Source organism: Streptomyces griseus (assembly GCF_001715295.1).
GTDB lineage: Bacteria > Actinomycetota > Actinomycetes > Streptomycetales > Streptomycetaceae > Streptomyces > Streptomyces griseus_G.
The window spans coordinates 242,221-260,171 of sequence record NZ_MDKB01000003.1; the positions used below are offsets into that span (position 1 = coordinate 242,221).

The following is a 17,951-nucleotide window of genomic DNA, read 5'->3' on the forward strand; positions in this document are numbered from 1 at the left end:
GGCCGCCACCCCGCCCCCGTCCGCCGCCGGACCGCCCCGCCCCGCACATCTCCCGCCCCGCACCCGGGTCCCCCGCCCCACGTACGTGACAGGATCGGGGAAAGAAGCGAAGACGAAGGGGAGCACCATGGCCACCGAGCCCCCGTCCGGCGACCCGGTCCAGGACGCCCCGCAGGTCCGGCCCGCCCGGCACGCGGCCGCGGGACTGACCGCCGTCGCCCACACCCTGCGCGTCGCCCAGCAGCAGATGGGCGTGCGCCGCACCGCCCGGACCCTCCTCAAGGTCAACCAGAAGGACGGCTTCGACTGCCCCGGCTGCGCCTGGCCCGAGGGCGACGAACGGCACACCGCCGAATTCTGCGAGAACGGCGCCAAGGCCGTCGCCGAGGAAGCCACCCTGCGCCGCGTCACCCCCGACTTCTTCGCCGCTCACCCCCTCCCCGACCTCGCCACCCGCAGCGGCTACTGGCTCGGCCAGCAGGGACGCCTCACCCACCCGATGTACCTCCCCGAGGGCGCCGACCGGTACGAGGCCGTGACCTGGGAACGCGCCTTCGAGATCATCGCCGGGGAACTCACCGCCCTCGCCTCCCCCGACGAGGCGCTCTTCTACACCTCCGGCCGCACCAGCAACGAGGCCGCGTTCCTCCTCCAGCTCTTCGCCCGCGAATTCGGCACGAACAACCTGCCGGACTGCTCCAACATGTGCCACGAGTCGTCCGGATCCGCGCTCACCGAGACCATCGGCGTCGGCAAGGGCAGCGTCAGCCTCGAAGACCTCCACCAGGCCGACCTGATCATCGTCGCCGGACAGAACCCCGGCACCAACCACCCGCGGATGCTCTCCGCCCTGGAAAAGGCCAAGACATCCGGAGCGAAGATCATCTCGGTGAACCCGCTGCCCGAAGCCGGCCTGGAGCGCTTCAAGAACCCCCAGACCGCCCGCGGCCTGCTCAGGGGCACGGCACTCACCGACCTCTTCCTGCAGATCCGCATCGGCGGCGACCAGGCCCTCTTCCGGCTCCTCAACAAACTGATCCTCGAGACCGACGGAGCCGTCGACACCGCCTTCGTCACCGCCCACACCCACGGATACGACGCGTTCGCCGAGACCGCCCGCGCCGCCGACTGGGACGAGACACTCACCGCCACCGGCCTGGACCGCGAGGCCGTCGAACAGGCCCTCGCCATGATCCTCGCCTCCGAACGCACCATCGTCTGCTGGGCCATGGGCCTCACCCAGCACAAGCACTCCGTGGCCACCATCCGCGAAGTGGTCAACTTCCTCCTCCTGCGCGGCAACATCGGCAGGCCCGGCGCCGGCGTATGCCCCGTACGCGGCCACTCCAACGTCCAGGGCGACCGCACCATGGGCATCTTCGAACGCCCCTCCGCCGCCTTCCTCGACGCCCTGGACAAGGAATTCGGCATCACCTCGCCCCGCCACCACGGCTACGACGTCGTACGGTCCATCCAGGCACTCCGCGACGGCGACGCCAAGGTCTTCTTCGCCATGGGCGGCAACTTCGTCGCCGCCACACCCGACACCGCCGTCACCGAGGCCGCCATGCGCCGCGCCCGCCTCACCGTCCACGTGTCGACGAAACTCAACCGCTCCCACGCCGTGACCGGCACCCGCGCCCTGATCCTGCCCACCCTGGGCCGCACCGACAAGGACCTCCAGGACGGCCGCAAGCAGTTCGTCACCGTCGAGGACTCCATGGGACAGGTCCACTCCTCACGCGGCAACCTCACCCCCGCCGGCCCGCACCTGCTCTCCGAACCCGCCATCGTCGCCCGCCTCGCCCGCTCCGTCCTCGGCCCCCGCTCCACCACCCCCTGGGAGGACTTCGAGAAGGACTACGCCACCATCCGCGACCGCATCTCCCGCGTCGTCCCCGGCTTCGAGGACTTCAACACCCGCATCGCCCACCCCGGCGGCTTCTCCCTCCCCCACGCCCCCCGCGACGAACGGCGCTTCCCCACCGCCACCGGCAAGGCCAACTTCACCGCCGCGCCCGTCGAGCACCCCCACCTCCCCGAGGGCCGGCTCCTCCTGCAGACCCTGCGCAGCCACGACCAGTACAACACCACCGTCTACGGACTCGACGACCGTTACCGCGGCATCAAGGGCGGCCGCCGCATCGTCATGGTCAACCCCGACGACGCCCGCCGGCTCGGCCTCGCCGACGGCTCCTGCACCGACCTCGTCAGCGAATGGAAGGACGGCGTCGAACGCCGCGCACCCGGCTTCCGCGTCGTGCACTACCCCACCGCACGCGGCTGCGCCGCCGCGTACTACCCCGAGACCAACGTCCTCGTCCCGCTCGACGCCACCGCCGACACCAGCAACACCCCGGCCAGCAAGTCGGTCGTCGTCCGGTTCGAGCGAGCTGAAACCCCCACGCCCTAAGCGTCCGCTCAGTCGTCTGATAAGAACAGTGCACACAGCACGGACGACCGCAGACGATCGGAGCAGGACGCCATGGGCGAGCACACCGCACCCACGTTCCCCCAGGAGATCATCGACGAGTACGCCGCACTCGGCGTGGACCTCCCCGCACTCTTCTCCGCCGGCCACCTCGGCGAACGCATGGGCGTGCGGATCGTCGAAGCCTCCGCCGAGCGCGTCGTGGGCACCATGCCCGTCGAGGGCAACACCCAGCCCTACGGACTCCTCCACGGCGGCGCCTCCGCCGTCCTCGCCGAGACGCTCGGCTCCGTCGGCTCCATGCTCCACGGCGGCGCCACCAGGATCGCCGTCGGTGTCGACCTCAACTGCACCCACCACCGCGGCACCCGCAGCGGCCTCGTCACCGGCGTCGCCACCCCCGTACACCGCGGCCGCTCCACCGCCACGTACGAGATCGTCATCACCGACGAGGACGGCAAGCGGATCTGCACCGCCCGCCTCACCTGCCTGCTCCGCGACGCACCCCGCCCCACCGCGGACTGACCGCCCCACCGGCCTCCACCTGCCCGGCCGGGAGACGCACCGTCTTCCGGACCGGGCAGACCTGTATCCGGACCCCGCCCACGCGCCGGCGGACACACCCGGTCAACAGCCCTGACCTGCGCACACGTTCGCCACACCGCGCCGGCGGCGAGACCCGGGGTCTTCACAGGCGCGCACACCTCTTCCAGATGTAACACTGAGTTACACGTGTGCAATACACGGAAAACGCCCGCACGCCCCCGCACCCCACCGCCGGGCGATGACGCCGTGCCCCATGCGCCCCTATTCGTGCGACAGCACCAAGATCGCCCCAAGCCCCTTAGCAGAGCTGGGCGTTCTCACCATGCGGTCACTTCGGCGTCCAGGGAAAAGCCGTACATGTCCACACTCCGACCACCAAGCGTTCCCCATGGCATAACAAGACAGTCACATCATCAGCGGACCCGTCCCGCACCCCCTCACCTGCCCATAGAGTCACGGCCAGTCACCGCGCCGCCGGGCGACGGCACTGCACGGCCCTGTATCGACCAGTACAGCCCGGCGGACAACGGCACCTCATGCCGAGGAGGCCGCGCCAGGGAAAGGACCTTTCGTGCGACACCGTTCTTTGATCATCCTCACCACCGTGCTCACCACCGGTGCACTCACTCTCACCGCCTGCGGGTCGCGCGACGACAACAGCAAGGGCAGCAGCGACGGCGGCGGCGGCAAGACCACCGTCGTCATCGGCGTCGACGCCCCGCTGACCGGATCCCTCTCCGCACTCGGCCAGGGCATCAAGAACTCCGTGGACCTCGCGGCCAAGACCGCGAACAAGAACAACGAGGTCCCCGGCATCGAATTCAAGATCGAAGCCCTCGACGACCAGGCCGTCCCCGCCTCCGGCCAGGCCAACGCCACCAAACTCGTCGGCAACAAGGACGTACTCGGAGCCGTCGGCCCCCTGAACTCCGGCGTCGCCCAGTCCATGCAGGGCGTCTTCGAGAAGGCCGACCTCACCCAGGTCTCCCCCGCCAACACCAACCCCGCGCTCAGCCAGGGCGACAACTGGGGCAAGGGCGACTCCAAGCGCGTCTTCAAGACCTACTTCCGCACCTGCGCCACCGACGTCGTCCAGGGCAAGTTCGCCGCCCAGTACCTCTTCAACGACGCCAAGAAGAAGAAGGTCTACGTCGTCGACGACAAGCAGACCTACGGCGCCGGCCTCGCCGCGATCTTCTCCGCGGAATTCGAGCGCCTCGGCGGCAAGGTCGTCGGCACCGACCACGTCACCGTCAAGGAGACCGACTTCTCCAGCACCGCCGACAAGGTCAAGAGCTCCGGCGCCGACTCCGTCTACTACGGCGGCCAGTACCCCGAGGGCGGACTCCTCTCCGACCAGATCAAGAAGACCGGCGCCAAGATCCCCACCATGGGCGGCGACGGCATCTACGACCCCGCCTTCATCAGCGCCTCCGGCGAGGTCAACGACGGCGACTACGCCACCTCCGTCGGCTACCCCGTCGAAGCCCTCCCGACCGCCAAGCAGTTCATCGCGGACTACAACGCCGGCGGCTACAAGGACCCCTACGCGGCCTACGGCGGCTACTCCTACGACGCCGGATGGGCCATCATCCAGGCCGTCAAGGCCGTCGTCGCCGACAACGACGGCAAGCTCCCCGAGGACGCCCGCGCCAAGGTCACCGAGGCCATGGCCAAGGTCTCCTTCGACGGCGTGACCGGCAAGGTCTCCTTCGACGAGTTCGGCGACACCACCAACAAGCAGCTCACCGTCTACCAGGTCAAGAACGGCGCCTGGAAGGACGTCAAGAGCGCCACGTTCGAGGACTGACCACCCAGCACACCCCCAGCACACGCTCCTTGACCGCGCGAGGGCCCAAACAGCGCCCTCGCGCGGTGTCATATCCGACAAGCTCATCGGAGGCACTGCGGTGAACGAACTGCCGCAACAGCTGGCCAACGGCCTCGCACTCGGCGCACTCTATGGCCTCATAGCCATCGGGTACACCATGGTGTACGGCATCGTCCAGCTCATCAATTTCGCCCACGGCGAGATCTTCATGATCGGGGGCTTCGGCGCCCTCACCACCTACCTCGCACTCCCCAGCGGAACATCGCTCATGGTGGTCATACCCCTCATGATCATCGGAGGCGCGATCGCCTCCGTCGCCGTAGCCACAGCCGCGGAACGCTTCGCCTACCGCCCCCTGCGCGGCGCCCCCCGCCTGGCCCCCCTCATCACCGCGATCGGCCTCTCGATCGTCCTCCAGCAGCTTGTCTGGGGCTTCTACCCCGACGCCAAGAAGCCGCGCAGCTTCCCCGAATTCCACGGCGAATCCTTCAAGATCTTCGACAACCTCTACCTCCAGCGCGCCGACGCCTTCATCCTCGTCCTCGCCCCCCTCTGCATGCTCGCCCTCGGCATGTTCGTCGCCAAGAGCCGCAGCGGCCGCGCCATGCAGGCCACCGCCCAGGACCCCGACACGGCCAAGCTCATGGGCATCAACACCGACCGCATCATCGTGATGGCCTTCGCCATCGGAGCCGCCTTCGCCGCCGTAGCAGCCGTCGCCTACGGACTCGACAAGGGCCAGATCAACTTCGAGATGGGCTTCCTCCTCGGACTCAAGGCCTTCACCGCCGCAGTACTCGGCGGCATCGGCAACATCTACGGAGCCATGGTCGGCGGAGTCGTCCTCGGCCTCGCCGAAGCCCTCTCCATCGCCTACATCGAAGAAATCCCCGGCATGCAGCAGCTCGGCGGCGGCGCCTGGGCCAACGTCTGGGCATTCGTACTTCTCATCGTCGTCCTCCTCGTCAGGCCACAAGGCCTGCTCGGCGAGCGCGTCGCGGATCGGGCGTGAGAGCCATGACAACCGACACCACCCAAACCGTCGCCACCACCCCGGCCGACACCACCTCCCGGACCACCGGCCTGCGCCGCCTCACCGCCCTCGGCGGCATCGCGACCATCGCCAGCACCTTCCTGTCCTGGACCTACACCGACGAATTCCCCGGCGACCTCACCGTCTACGGCTACCCCGGCGGCCTCCAGGTCCTCACCCTCGTCGCAGGCGCCCTCGTACTCCTGTGGGCACTCGCCGCACTCGACATCAAGGGCCTCCGCTGGCTCGCCCCCACCGGCACCACCAAAGCCCTCCAACTCCTCGCCCTCGGCGCCTTCGGAACCACCTGGTTCACCGTCATCGCCATCGCCGTGGAACTCGGCGGCATCGTCAACCTGGAACCCGGCGGCTTCGTCGCGGCAGTGGCCTCCGCCATCCCGCTCACCGCCTTCCTCCTCCCCGACGACACCCACAAAGCCTCACGCCCCAGGAAACTCCCCTCCTGGGCCGAGATCCTCATCATCGTCGCCGCCTTCGGCACCGGCCTCTTCGTCGTCACCTACGGCATCGACACCGAATACGCCGAACTCTTCACCGGCTACATGATCACCGCAGGCCTCGCCGTCGGCGCCCTCTTCAAATCCGGCCTCATGGCCCGGCTCTCGGCACTCACCACCACCTACCGCTCCATCGCCGTAGCCGCCGCCTTCGTCGCCGCCGCCGCATTCCCCTTCACCCAGACCACCGACCAGTACACACTCATCGCGGTCAACATCCTCATCTTCGCCACCGTCGCACTCGGCCTGAACATCGTCGTCGGCCTCGCAGGCCTCCTCGACCTCGGATACGTCGCCTTCCTCGGCGTCGGCGCCTACACCGCCGCACTCGTCTCCGGCACCACCGCCTCCGCCTTCGACGTCCACTTCCCCTTCTGGGCAGCCGTCCTCACCGGAGCAGCCGTCTCCCTCGTCTTCGGCGTCATCATCGGAGCACCCACCCTCCGCCTCCGCGGCGACTACCTCGCCATCGTCACCCTCGGCTTCGGCGAAATCTTCCGCATCACCGTCGGCAACCTCGACGGCGTATCCGGACCCCAGGTCACCAACGGCCCCAACGGCGTACCCAACATCCCCGACCTCGTCTTCTTCGGATACGACTTCGGCGAATCCCACACGATCCTGGGCATCGAACTCGGCGGATACGCCAACTACTACCTGCTCATGCTGCTCGCCATGATCCTCGTGGTCCTCGTCTTCAGCCGCGCAGGCAGCTCCCGCATCGGCCGCGCCTGGGTCGCCATCCGCGAGGACGAGACAGCCGCCACCGCCATGGGCATCAACGGCTTCCGCGTCAAACTCATCGCCTTCGCCCTCGGCGCCACCCTCGCCGGCCTCGCCGGCACCGTCCAGGCACACGTACAGAGCACCGTCGTACCGGAGATGTACGTCTTCGCCGGCCCCGTGCCCCCCAACTCCGCCTTCCTCCTCGCCGCCGTCATCCTCGGCGGCATGGGAACGATCAGCGGACCCCTCATCGGCGCCGCACTCCTGTACATGATCCCCGCGAAGCTCCAGTTCCTCCAGGACTACCAGCTCCTCGGATTCGGCCTCGCACTCATCCTCCTGATGCGCTTCCGCCCCGAAGGCCTCATCGCCAACCGGCGCGCCCAGCTCGAATACCACGAGACCGGCCAACTCGACACACCCGAAGGCACACTGCCCGAATCCGGCGTCGGCACCGTGAAGGCGGGGGCGTGAACACCATGACGACCACCACCGAAACCACCACGCCCGTCCTGGACGCCGGCGGCGTCACCATGCGCTTCGGCGGCCTCACCGCCGTACGCGACGTCGACCTCAAGGTCAACGCCGGAGAGATCGTCGGCCTCATCGGCCCCAACGGCGCAGGCAAGACCACCTTCTTCAACTGCCTCACCGGCCTCTACGTCCCCACCGAGGGCAAGGTCCGCTACAAGGGCACCGTCCTGCCCCCCAAGCCCCACCTCGTCACCCAGGCCGGCATCGCCCGCACCTTCCAGAACATCCGGCTCTTCGCCAACATGACCGTCCTGGAGAACGTCCTCGTCGGACGCCACACCAGGACCAAGGAAGGCCTCTGGTCCGCACTCCTGCGCGGCCCCGGCTTCAAGAAGGCCGAAGCCGCCTCCCACGCACGCGCCATGGAACTCCTCGAGTTCATCGGCCTGCAGGACAAGGCGGACCACCTCGCACGCAACCTCCCCTACGGAGACCAGCGCAAGCTCGAGATCGCACGCGCCCTCGCCAGCGACCCCGGACTCCTCCTCCTGGACGAGCCCACCGCCGGCATGAACCCCCAGGAAACCCGCGTCACCGAAGAACTCATCTTCGCCATCCGGGACATGGGCATCGCCGTACTCGTCATCGAGCACGACATGCGCTTCATCTTCAACCTCTGCGACCGCGTCGCCTGCCTCGTCCAGGGCGAGAAGCTCGTCGAAGGCACACCCTCCGTCGTCCAGGGCGACGAACGCGTCGTCGCCGCCTACCTCGGCACGCCCTTCGAAGGGGACACCCCCGACAAGACCACCGCCCCCGCCGAGGCACCGGACACCACCGCCACGGACGAGGCGGAGCGCACCACCAGCACAGAAGGGGAAGGCCAGTGACCGCACTGCTCGAGGTCGAGGACCTCAGGGTCGCCTACGGCAAGATCGAAGCCGTCAAGGGAATCTCCTTCAGCGTCGAAGCCGGCCAGGTCGTCACCCTCATCGGCACCAACGGTGCCGGCAAGACCACCACCCTGCGCACCCTCTCCGGCCTCCTCAAGCCCTCCGGCGGCCGGATCCTCTTCGACGGCAAGCCCCTCAACGGGATCCCCGCCCACAAGATCGTGGCACTGGGCCTCGCCCACTCCCCCGAGGGCCGCCACATCTTCCCCCGCCTCACCATCGCGGAGAACCTCCAGCTCGGCGCCTTCCTCCGCACCGACAAGGCAGGCATCGAGAAGGACGTCCAGCGCGCCTACGACCTCTTCCCCATCCTCGGGGAGCGCCGGAAGCAGGCAGCCGGAACCCTCTCCGGCGGCGAACAGCAGATGCTCGCCATGGGACGCGCCCTCATGTCCCAGCCCAAACTGCTCATGCTCGACGAGCCCTCCATGGGCCTCTCCCCGATCATGATGCAGAAGATCATGGAGACCATCGTCGAACTCAAGGCGGCGGGCACCACCATCCTGCTCGTCGAACAGAACGCCCAGGCGGCCCTCTCCCTCGCGGACCAGGGCCACGTCATGGAGGTCGGCAAGATCGTCCTCTCCGGCACCGGCCCGGACCTCCTGCACGACGAGTCCGTCCGCAAGGCCTACCTCGGCGAGGACTGACCCACCCGTACGGAAGAAGGCCCGCGTCCCGGACGCGGGCCTTCTTCCGTACGTACGGGCTACCCGCCTACTCGGCCGCCTTCTTCTTCTCCTCGGCATCCTCGATGAGCGCCTCGGCGAGCTGCTGCATGGACATGCGCCGGTCCATCGACGTCTTCTGGATCCAGCGGAACGCGGCCGGCTCGGAGAGCCCGTAATCCGTCTGCAGGATGCTCTTCGCCCGGTCCACCAGCTTCCGGGTCTCCAGCCGCTGCGCAAGATCCGCGATCTCGCCCTCGAGCGCCTTCATCTCCGCGAACCGGGACACGGCCATCTCGATCGCCGGAACCACGTCGCTCTTGCTGAACGGCTTCACCAGATACGCCATCGCCCCGGCGTCCCGGGCACGCTCCACCAGGTCCCGCTGCGAGAACGCGGTCAGCATCAGAACCGGGGCGATGGACTCCTCGGCGATCTTCTCGGCCGCGGAGATGCCGTCGAGCACGGGCATCTTCACATCGAGGATGACCAGGTCCGGCCGGTGCTCCCGGGCCAGCTCGACGGCCCGCTGCCCGTCCCCCGCCTCGCCGACGACCGAGTAGCCCTCCTCCTCCAGCATCTCCTTGAGGTCGAGCCGGATGAGGGCCTCGTCCTCGGCGATGACGACGCGGGTCGTCAGCGGCGGGACGTGCGACGTGTCCTCGCCGACGGCGTCTACGGGCTGGGGCGACTCGGGGGTGGTCACGGGGGCTCCTTGTTCCAGGGCAGGTACAGCTCCCACGAGCCTACCTAGCTACGATAAGGTGGCACTACGCAGGGCAGGCGATGCCCTGCCTTTCTAAGGCCCCAGTACTCCAACTGGTTAGAGAGGCCGCTCTCAAACAGCGGACAGTGTGGGTTCGAATCCCACCTGGGGCACTTTTCCTTGTTTTCCAAGACTGCAGCATATTGGCACGAAACCACGTGATCGTGTGATCACCTGACCGAATCCGGCCCGCTCGGCAGTGGCGGGGGCCAAAGTCGGGAACGTGTACGACCTTGATACGCGCAAGCGTGCGCTGGCCCTCGTTGCCCAGGGCTTCAGCCAAAACTCCGTAAGCAAGCAGACCGGGATTTCTCGAGGCGCCATCCGTGCCTGGCTCAAACGGATAGAACCTCTCGGATACAGCCGCGGCGCCGAATGTCCTCGGTGCAGCAAAACCCCGAGACCTCTCGCGGACCCCGCCGCGTATTCGTATCTGCTCGGCCTCTACCTCGGCGACGGCTGTATCAGTCTGGGAAAGAAGGGCGTTTACTCCCTCCGTATCGCGTGCGCCGACGCGTGGCCGGGGCTCATCGACGCATGCGTCGAGGCCGTACGGAGTGCGCGGCCGACCAACAAGGTCAATCGAGTCAGGAGCCCGGGCTGCCAGTACGTCACAAGCTCCAGTAAGCACTGGCCCTGCCTCTTCCCTCAACACGGCCCGGGCAAGAAGCACAACCGCAAGATTCAGCTCGCCTCCTGGCAGCAGCACATCGTGGACGCGCATCCATGGGAGTTCATCAGAGGTCTCATCCACTCCGACGGCTGCCGCATCACAAACTGGACAACTCGCCTGGTCCGGGGTGAGCGCAAGCGCTACGAGTACCCCCGGTACTTTTTCACCAACAAGTCGGACGACATCCGGAAACTCTTCAGCGACACGCTCACCGCAGTGGGCGTCGAGTGGACGACCCTCGCCCGAGGCGGCAGCCCGCTCAACATCTCCGTAGCCCGACGGGCGTCCGTTGCCCTCATGGACGCTCACGTCGGGCCGAAGTACTGACGACCGCTACTCAGGGCTGTCGTCCTCGCCGATGTGGTGCACCCGTACCAGGTTCGTGGAGCCGGCGACTCCGGGCGGGGACCCTGCCGTGATCACCACGACGTCACCCTTCCGGCAGCGCCCGATCCGCAGCAGCTCCTCGTCCACCTGGGCCACCATCGCGTCCGTCGACTCCACGTGCGGACCGAGAAAGGTTTCCACGCCCCACGTGAGGTTCAACTGCGCGCGGGTGGCCCGGTCCGGGGTGAAGGCCAGGAGCGGGATCGGGGAACGGTAGCGGGAGAGGCGTTTGACGGTGTCGCCGCTCTGGGTGAAGGCCACCAGGGCCTTGGCGCCGAGGAAGTCGCCCATCTCGGCTGCCGCGCGGGCGACCGCGCCGCCCTGGGTGCGGGGCTTGTTGCGTTCGGTGAGGGGCGGGAGGCCCTTGGCGAGGATGTCCTCCTCGGCGGCTTCGACGATGCGGGCCATCGTGCTGACCGTCTCGACGGGGTACTTGCCGACGCTGGTCTCGCCGGAGAGCATCACGGCGTCCGTGCCGTCGATGACGGCGTTGGCGACGTCGGAGGCTTCGGCGCGGGTGGGGCGGGAGTTGTCGATCATCGAGTCGAGCATCTGTGTGGCGACGATGACCGGCTTGGCGTTGCGTCGGGCGAGCTTGATGGCGCGCTTCTGGACGATGGGGACCTGTTCCAGGGGCATTTCGACGCCGAGGTCGCCTCGGGCGACCATGATGCCGTCGAAGGCGGCGACGATGTCGTCGATGTTGTCGACGGCCTGGGGCTTTTCGACCTTGGCGATGACGGGGACGTGGCGTTCCTCCTCCTTCATGATGCGGTGGACGTCGTCGATGTCGCGTCCGCTGCGCACGAAGGAGAGGGCGATGATGTCGGCGCCGGTACGCAGGGCCCAGCGGAGGTCGTCGATGTCCTTGTCGGAGAGTGCGGGGACGGAGACGGCGACGCCGGGGAGGTTGAGTCCTTTGTGGTCGGAGACCATGCCGCCTTCGATGACGGTGGTGTGGACGCGGGGTCCGTCGACCTCGGTGACTTCGAGGGTGACGCGGCCGTCGTCGATGAGGATGCGTTCGCCGGGGGTGACGTCGGTGGCGAGGCCGTCGTAGGTGGTGCCGCAGGTATGGCGGTCGCCGTCCATGGGTTCGACGGTGATGGTGAAGTCGTCGCCGCGTTCAAGGAGTACGGGGCCTTCGGCGAAGCGGCCGAGGCGGATCTTCGGGCCCTGAAGGTCGGCGAGGATTCCTACGCTGCGTCCGGTTTCTTCGGATGCTGCGCGGACGTGGTCGTAGCGCGCTCGGTGTTCGGCGTAGGTGCCGTGGCTGAGGTTGAGGCGGGCGATGTCCATTCCCGCCTCGACGAGTGCCTTGATCTGCTCGTATGTGTCGGTTGCGGGTCCCAGGGTGCAAACGATTTTGGCTCGGCGCATGGTTCGAGCCTAGACCTTACCTACGGGTAGGTAATTGGCTCTGCATGACAGGGCAACAACCTTTCGGTGAATGGTTATTGACAAGTGTTGAATTGTGCGGCGGGGTGCTCTGATGAGCATTTTTCCGGGGCGATGCGGGTGCACGTTCGAGGGGTGAGAGTCGGCGGGGGACCTCGTGGGGTGGGCGCGGGTGGGGTGTGCGGGTTCGCGGGGGTGGTGGTCATCAGATCGAAACCTGGACGGGGTGTTGCGTGGGGTGGTGGCCGGGTCAGAATCTACGCGCGTTGTTCGTCTGGACGAGGAGTCAAGGATGCCGTTGAACCGTAGGACGTTTCTGGGCCGTTCGGCTGTGGCCGGTGCGGGTGTGGCCCTGGCGGGTGGGGCTGTCGCGGGGCCGGCGGCTGCCTCTGGGCCGAAGGGGCACGGGCGTCCGGTGAAGCGGTACTCGTTCACCGTGATGGGGACGACGGACCTGCATGGCAATGTCTTCAACTGGGACTACTTCACGGACAAGGAGTTCGACGACAAGGCGCACAACGATGTGGGTCTGGCGAAGATCTCGACGCTGGTGGAGCAGATCCGTGGGGAGCGGGGGCGTGGGAACACCCTGTTGATCGATGCGGGTGACACGATCCAGGGGACGCAGCTGTCGTACTACTACGCGAAGATCGATCCGATCACGGCGCGGCGTGGTCCGGTGCATCCGATGGCGCAGGCGATGAACAAGATCGGTTATGACGCCGCCGCGCTCGGGAATCATGAGTTCAATTACGGGATTCCGGTGCTGCGGAAGTTCGAGGAGCAGTGTGATTTTCCGTTGCTCGGTGCGAACGCGCTGGATGCGAAGACGTTGCGGCCGGCGTTCGCGCCGTATGTGATCAAGCGGTTGCGGACTCCGTTCGGGCGTGATGTGCGGGTGGCGGTGCTGGGGTTGACGAATCCCGGGGTCGCGATCTGGGACAAGGCGAACGTGGGCGGGAAGATGGTGTTCCCGGGTCTTGAGGAGCAGGCGGCGAAGTGGGTGCCGAAGCTTCGTTCGATGGGTGCGGATGTGGTGATCGTGTCGGCGCATTCGGGTTCGTCGGGCACGTCGTCGTACGGGGATCAGTTGCCGTACGTGGAGAACGCGGCGGGTCTGGTGGCGGAGCGGGTGCCGGGGATCGACGCGATTCTGGTGGGTCACGCGCATGCGGAGATTCCCGAGTACGTCGTGACGAACAGGGCGACGGGGAAGGGGGTCGTCCTGTCGGAGCCGTTGAAGTGGGGGCAGCGGCTGACGTTGTTCGACTTCGACGTGGTGTGGGAGAAGGGCCGTTGGGTGGTCGAGAAGGTCGGCGCCGAGGTGTTGAACTCGAACACGGTGGCGGAGGATCCGGAGATCACGTCGTTGCTCGGGGATGAGCACGCGAAGGTGGTGGCGTATGTGAATCAGGTGATCGGTACGTCGGTGGCGGCGATGTCGACGGCGGACGCTCCGTGGAGGGACGAGCCGGTCATCGATCTGATCAACCTGGTGCAGGCGGAGACGGTGAGGGCGGCGCTGGCGGGCGGGGAGTACGCGGCGTTGCCGGTGCTGTCGCAGGCGGCGTGTTTCTCGCGTACGGCGGGGATTCCGGCGGGTGAGGTGACGATCAAGGATGCCGCCGGTCTGTATCCGTTCGAGAACACACTGGAGGCGCGGCTGCTGACGGGTGCGCAGCTGAAGGATTATCTGGAGTTCTCGGCGAGGTATTACGTGCGGACGCCGGTGGGGGCGCCGGTGGACACGGCGGCGTTGACGAATGCGGAGAACATTCCGGATTACAACTACGACGTGGTGTCGGGGGTGACGTACGACATCGATATCGCGCAGCCGGTGGGGTCGCGGATCGTGGGGTTGTCGTTCGAGGGTGAGCCGGTCGATCCGGCGGCGCGGTTCGTGTTCGCGGTGAACAACTATCGGGCGAGTGGTGGGGGTAATTTCCCGCATGTGCCGGGTGCGAAGCAGGTGTGGGCGAATTCGGATGAGATCCGGAACACGATCATTGCGTGGGTGAAGGCGAAGGGTTCGGTGGATCCGGCGGAGTTCGCTTCGGTGGACTGGCGGCTGACGCGTGAGGGTGTGCCGGTGTTCTGAGGGCTGTCCCGCGACTTGCGGTGAGCGTTCGTGCCAGGCAATGCCAGGCGTGACAGGGCGTTTCCAGGTGTCGCTGGGCCGGCGGGGCTTCCGGGACGTGGTCCGGTGCCTGGTTCGGTGCGGTGTTTCGGTGCGTGCCCGCCGGTGATGTGTGACGGCCCGTCGGTTTCTTCGGCGGGCCGTTGTGCTGTGCGTGCGGGTCGTCATGGGCCTGTCCGGCGGGTGGGCCTCTCCCCTGGTGGCCGTGGTTTCCCAGCGTTTCCCACTGTTTCCCACCGTGGTTCGCTGCGCCGTGGATCGGGTGGCGGGCTCGTCCGGTCGACCGGGAGGCCCGCGGGTCCCCGTGCCCCGGGGCCCGGGGCCCGGGGCCCGGTGTCCTTGGCCGTGGGTCAGCGGTGGGTGCCTCGGCGGCGTGTCAGGGCCACGAGGGTGATGCCCAGGGTGAGGCCGGTGATGCCGAGGGCGGTGATCCAGGGCAGGGCTGGGGGCGTGCCGGTGGCGGCCAGTGTCCGGGCCGCGGTGGTGGGCTGTGGTGGGCAGGTGTCGGGTGCCTGTCGTCCGGCGAGCCGGTCGCTCATCCAGCGTGCGATGTCGGGGTATGCGCGGAGCGGCAGGGTGTCGTGGTCCGCGCCCGGGTAGAGGCGGTACTGCACTCCGTCGCCGAGTTCGCACAGTTCGTAGTCGAGCCGGTTGGTCGCGGCCGGGGTGACGGAGAGGTCTTTGGTCCCCTGGAGGAGCAGGATCGGCCCTGATGAGCGCCGCTGCGCGGGCTCGCCGTCGGCGTAGAACCGTTGCAGCGCGTGATTGCGGCTCCAGTCCGGATCGACGAGTGTGCGGATGTCGGTGGTCCTGGCGAGGCGGGTGCTCAGTTGGTCCAGGCACATGCGTTCGGCTTCGGGGAGGTGGCGGGCGAGTTGAGGCGAGAGCAGGTCCGTGGGGCTGATGTGCTGGGGATCGAGCCGGCTGGCGCTCACTGCCTGGTAGAGCAGGTAGGCGGCGGCGTCGGACCAGCCGGGGAACGGTACCCGGAACTGCGGGAGGCTGAGGATGTCGGCCCCCTCGGCGGCGTTGCTTCCGGGGGCGAGGGCGATGGTGCCGAGGTAGTTCAGTGCGGGCAGCCGGTCGGTGGCTGCTTCGCCGGCGCCGAGGGCTGCCTGTCCGCCCTGGGAGTGGCCCATGGCGAACCATTGCCGCCCGAGTTCGGGGGCGCTGTGGCGTGCGGCTGTCACGCTGTCGATGACGGCGTGGCGTTCGGGGTCGATCTGGAGGTAGCTGTGCAGTTGTCCGGGGATGCCCAGTCCGGGGTAGTCGGTGCCGACGACTGCGTAGCCGTCGTGCAGGAGACGTGCGATGAGGTCCTCGTACACCTGGTAGTCGGAGGGGTAGAGGTTGGGGTGGAGGGAGGGTGCGCAGTCGGGTCCCACCCCTGCCGTGCCGTGTGCCCATGCGACGACCGGCCAGCCTGTGCGGGGGGCGGTGCCGCGTGGGGTGAGCAGGAAGCCTGTGACGGCGACGGGCTGGTCGTGCGGTCCTTGTGAGCCGTACATGATGCGCAGGCGGCGGGTGGAGGCGTCGCGCAGTGTCCGGGTGGTGTCGAGGGGCTCGCTCGCCAGGAGTTCGCCGGGGCGGAGGGTGGTGAGTCGTTCGGCGCTCGGGTAGGTGAAGGAGGTGTTTCCGCCTGGTGCGGGGGCGGGTGCGGCGGCCGCTGGGGAGGTGGTGAGTACTGCGAGGAGGACCAGCGTGACGCTGGTCAGCGTGTGGCGTGCCCGGTGCGGCCGGGGGGTGGTGCCGGTGGGTGCTTCGGTGGTCGTGCCGTGGTCCGGTGCCGGCGTGCTGGTGCGGTGCTGTGTGCGCATGGGGTCTCCCTGGGGTCGGTGCCCGGGTTGTTCGGGCGCCGAAGCGTCACTTGCCCTGTGCGGGGGAGGATCCGGCCGGTCGGCAGCGGTCGTTGGGCGGGGTGCTCCTGAGCCGGTCGTTCATCCATGTGCGGAGGTCGTCCAGGCCGGCGATCGCCACGTCCGCGTGGCCGACGCCGGGGTAGGTCTTCCAGTCGACGCTGTCGTCCTTGGCGCAGAGTTCGGTGATCAGTTGGCGGGTGCCGGCCGGGGAGACCACGGGGTCGGCTTCACCTTGCAGTACGAGGACGGGGCCGGCCGAGGTCTTCTGTGCCGGGTTCACGGAGTCCAGGAACGTGCTGATCTCCGGGTTCCGCGTTTCCCAGTCCGGGTTGAGTGTGCCGTGCGTCTTCTTCTCCGGTGCGAAGATCTTCAGGTAACCGTCGAGTTCGTCCAGGCAGAGGTTACGGACGGCGGGCCGGGCGATCTCTTCGGCGAGTTCGGGGGTCAGCAGGTCCTCGTAGGCGAACTTCTTCGGGTCGTAGACGTGGGCGCCGACGGCGATGTAGGAGAACAGATTGCGCAATCCCTCGAGGGATGCGCCGCTGGATTGTTCGGCCACCGCGCTTCTCAGCGCTGCGGCGTGGTGGGCGGCGGGGGCGAGGGCTGCCGTGCCGAGGAAGCGCATCCCCTTCGCCTGTGCGGCCCATTCGCCGGCGCCCAGGGCGGCTTGGCCGCCTTGGGAGATGCCTACGGCGAACCACTTCTTGCTGACGGTGTTCCGGTAGGCGTTGTGCGCCGCCAGTGCGGCGTGGGCGACGGACCGGCCTTCCGCGCGCAGGTGGAGGTATCCGTGGACCTTGCCGTTGGGGCCGAGGCCGGGGTAGTCGGCGGCGGCGATGGCGTATCCCTCTCGTAGCCACTTCACGAGGAGGGGGACCGTTCCGCCGAGCTGTGCGGAGCGCGAGGGTGCGCATTCGGGGCCTACTCCGGTCGTGCCGTGTGCCCAGGAGATGATCGGCCAGCCGTCGGCGTCCTTGGGCGCGGCCTTGGGGAGCAGGAGGACTCCTGTGGCGGCGACGGGCCTGCCGCGCTCGTCGGCGGTGCGGTACATGATGCGTTCCGCCCGGGAGGCGGCGGATCCCAGCAGGGACGATGCCGGTGCCTGGAGTGGCTGTGACTTCAGGATCCCGCCCGGCGCCGTCCGGTCGATGAGGGCCTGGTCGGGGTAGTCGTAGAAGGTGGTGTCCTGCGTGTGGTCGGGCTGCGGGGCCGCCTGCGGTCTCGGTTGTGTCTGCCGGGTGTCCGGGGTGGGGGTGGTGAGTCCGCAGCCGGCGGCGCCTGCCGCCAGGGCCAGGATCCCGAGGGTGGCTATCGCATTCCTGAGCATCGGTGGGTACCTGCTCTCCGTCGTGTTCCGGCCTGCGCGGCGGGGGTGCTCAGGCCCGTCGCGGACGCGAGGAAGTGTGCCGGGGTCGGAATGAACGTAAGCCAGCGGTAGGCGGCCTGCTCTTCGGGGCGCTCATGCGGGTGACCGGTGCGGTGGGGTGCGGCGTGCGGGGGTGGTCGGGCGGTTCAACTGGTGGGCTGTCCGGGCTTGTCGGGTGGGTGGGT

Annotated in this window: 13 protein-coding genes and 1 tRNA gene; 10 read left to right on the top strand and 4 right to left on the bottom strand. The window is 68.0% G+C overall.

The window, feature by feature from the left end; genetic code table 11:
• Positions 1-127: 127 nt before the first annotated feature.
• The 7 genes from BA175_RS17385 (at position 128) to BA175_RS17415 (ending at position 9,162) form a co-directional block, all read left to right on the top strand.
• Entirely contained in the window at positions 128-2,413 is a 2,286-nt protein-coding gene (locus BA175_RS17385) for an FdhF/YdeP family oxidoreductase (RefSeq protein ID WP_069172347.1), read from the top strand.
• A gap of 72 nt (positions 2,414-2,485) precedes the next feature.
• Positions 2,486-2,956: a PaaI family thioesterase gene (locus BA175_RS17390; RefSeq protein WP_069172348.1), complete on the top strand. Its 471-nt coding sequence runs from the start codon at positions 2,486-2,488 to the stop codon at positions 2,954-2,956.
• A gap of 592 nt (positions 2,957-3,548) precedes the next feature.
• Positions 3,549-4,787, top strand: coding sequence for a branched-chain amino acid ABC transporter substrate-binding protein (locus tag BA175_RS17395; RefSeq protein ID WP_069172349.1), 1,239 nt, complete (start codon positions 3,549-3,551; stop codon positions 4,785-4,787).
• 100 nt (positions 4,788-4,887) lie between these two features.
• Positions 4,888-5,820, top strand: a complete 933-nt coding sequence (locus BA175_RS17400; RefSeq protein ID WP_069172350.1) for a branched-chain amino acid ABC transporter permease — start codon at positions 4,888-4,890, stop codon at positions 5,818-5,820.
• A gap of 5 nt (positions 5,821-5,825) precedes the next feature.
• Positions 5,826-7,559 carry a branched-chain amino acid ABC transporter permease gene (locus BA175_RS17405; RefSeq protein ID WP_069172351.1) on the top strand — a complete coding sequence of 578 codons (1,734 nt, stop codon included), beginning with the start codon at positions 5,826-5,828 and terminating at the stop codon, positions 7,557-7,559.
• A gap of 5 nt (positions 7,560-7,564) precedes the next feature.
• The gene (locus BA175_RS17410) at positions 7,565-8,449 is read left to right on the top strand and encodes an ABC transporter ATP-binding protein (RefSeq protein WP_175420883.1); all 885 of its coding nucleotides are present in this window, start codon (positions 7,565-7,567) and stop codon (positions 8,447-8,449) included.
• Complete coding sequence (locus tag BA175_RS17415) at positions 8,446-9,162, top strand: ABC transporter ATP-binding protein (RefSeq protein ID WP_069172353.1); 717 nt, start codon at positions 8,446-8,448, stop codon at positions 9,160-9,162. Before BA175_RS17410 ends, BA175_RS17415 begins: the two co-directional genes overlap by 4 nt.
• A 67-nt stretch (positions 9,163-9,229) precedes the next feature.
• Here the strand turns inward: BA175_RS17415 and BA175_RS17420 are convergent, their stop codons facing one another.
• Positions 9,230-9,886, bottom strand: a complete 657-nt coding sequence (locus tag BA175_RS17420) for an ANTAR domain-containing response regulator (protein ID WP_069172354.1) — start codon at positions 9,884-9,886, stop codon at positions 9,230-9,232.
• A 98-nt stretch (positions 9,887-9,984) separates the two neighbouring features.
• Between BA175_RS17420 and BA175_RS17425 the strand changes: the two genes are divergently transcribed.
• Both BA175_RS17425 and BA175_RS17430 read left to right on the top strand, forming a co-directional pair.
• Positions 9,985-10,059, top strand: a tRNA-Leu gene (locus BA175_RS17425).
• Between the two features lie 110 nt (positions 10,060-10,169).
• Entirely contained in the window at positions 10,170-10,946 is a 777-nt protein-coding gene (locus BA175_RS17430) for a helix-turn-helix domain-containing protein (RefSeq protein ID WP_069173084.1), read from the top strand.
• 6 nt (positions 10,947-10,952) lie between these two features.
• On the opposite strand, the gene pyk is transcribed toward BA175_RS17430, so the two are convergent.
• Positions 10,953-12,386, bottom strand: coding sequence for a pyruvate kinase (gene pyk / locus BA175_RS17435; RefSeq protein WP_069172355.1), 1,434 nt, complete (start codon positions 12,384-12,386; stop codon positions 10,953-10,955).
• Positions 12,387-12,696: 310 nt separating this feature from the next.
• Between pyk and BA175_RS17440 the strand changes: the two genes are divergently transcribed.
• On the top strand, positions 12,697-14,502 hold the full coding sequence (locus tag BA175_RS17440; protein WP_069172356.1) for a bifunctional metallophosphatase/5'-nucleotidase: 1,806 nt from the start codon (positions 12,697-12,699) through the stop codon (positions 14,500-14,502).
• A gap of 389 nt (positions 14,503-14,891) precedes the next feature.
• Here the strand turns inward: BA175_RS17440 and BA175_RS17445 are convergent, their stop codons facing one another.
• Entirely contained in the window at positions 14,892-16,358 is a 1,467-nt protein-coding gene (locus tag BA175_RS17445) for an alpha/beta hydrolase family protein (protein ID WP_069172357.1), read from the bottom strand.
• A gap of 46 nt (positions 16,359-16,404) precedes the next feature.
• Positions 16,405-17,727, bottom strand: a complete 1,323-nt coding sequence (locus tag BA175_RS17450; protein ID WP_069172358.1) for a serine aminopeptidase domain-containing protein — start codon at positions 17,725-17,727, stop codon at positions 16,405-16,407.
• Positions 17,728-17,951: the final 224 nt, after the last annotated feature.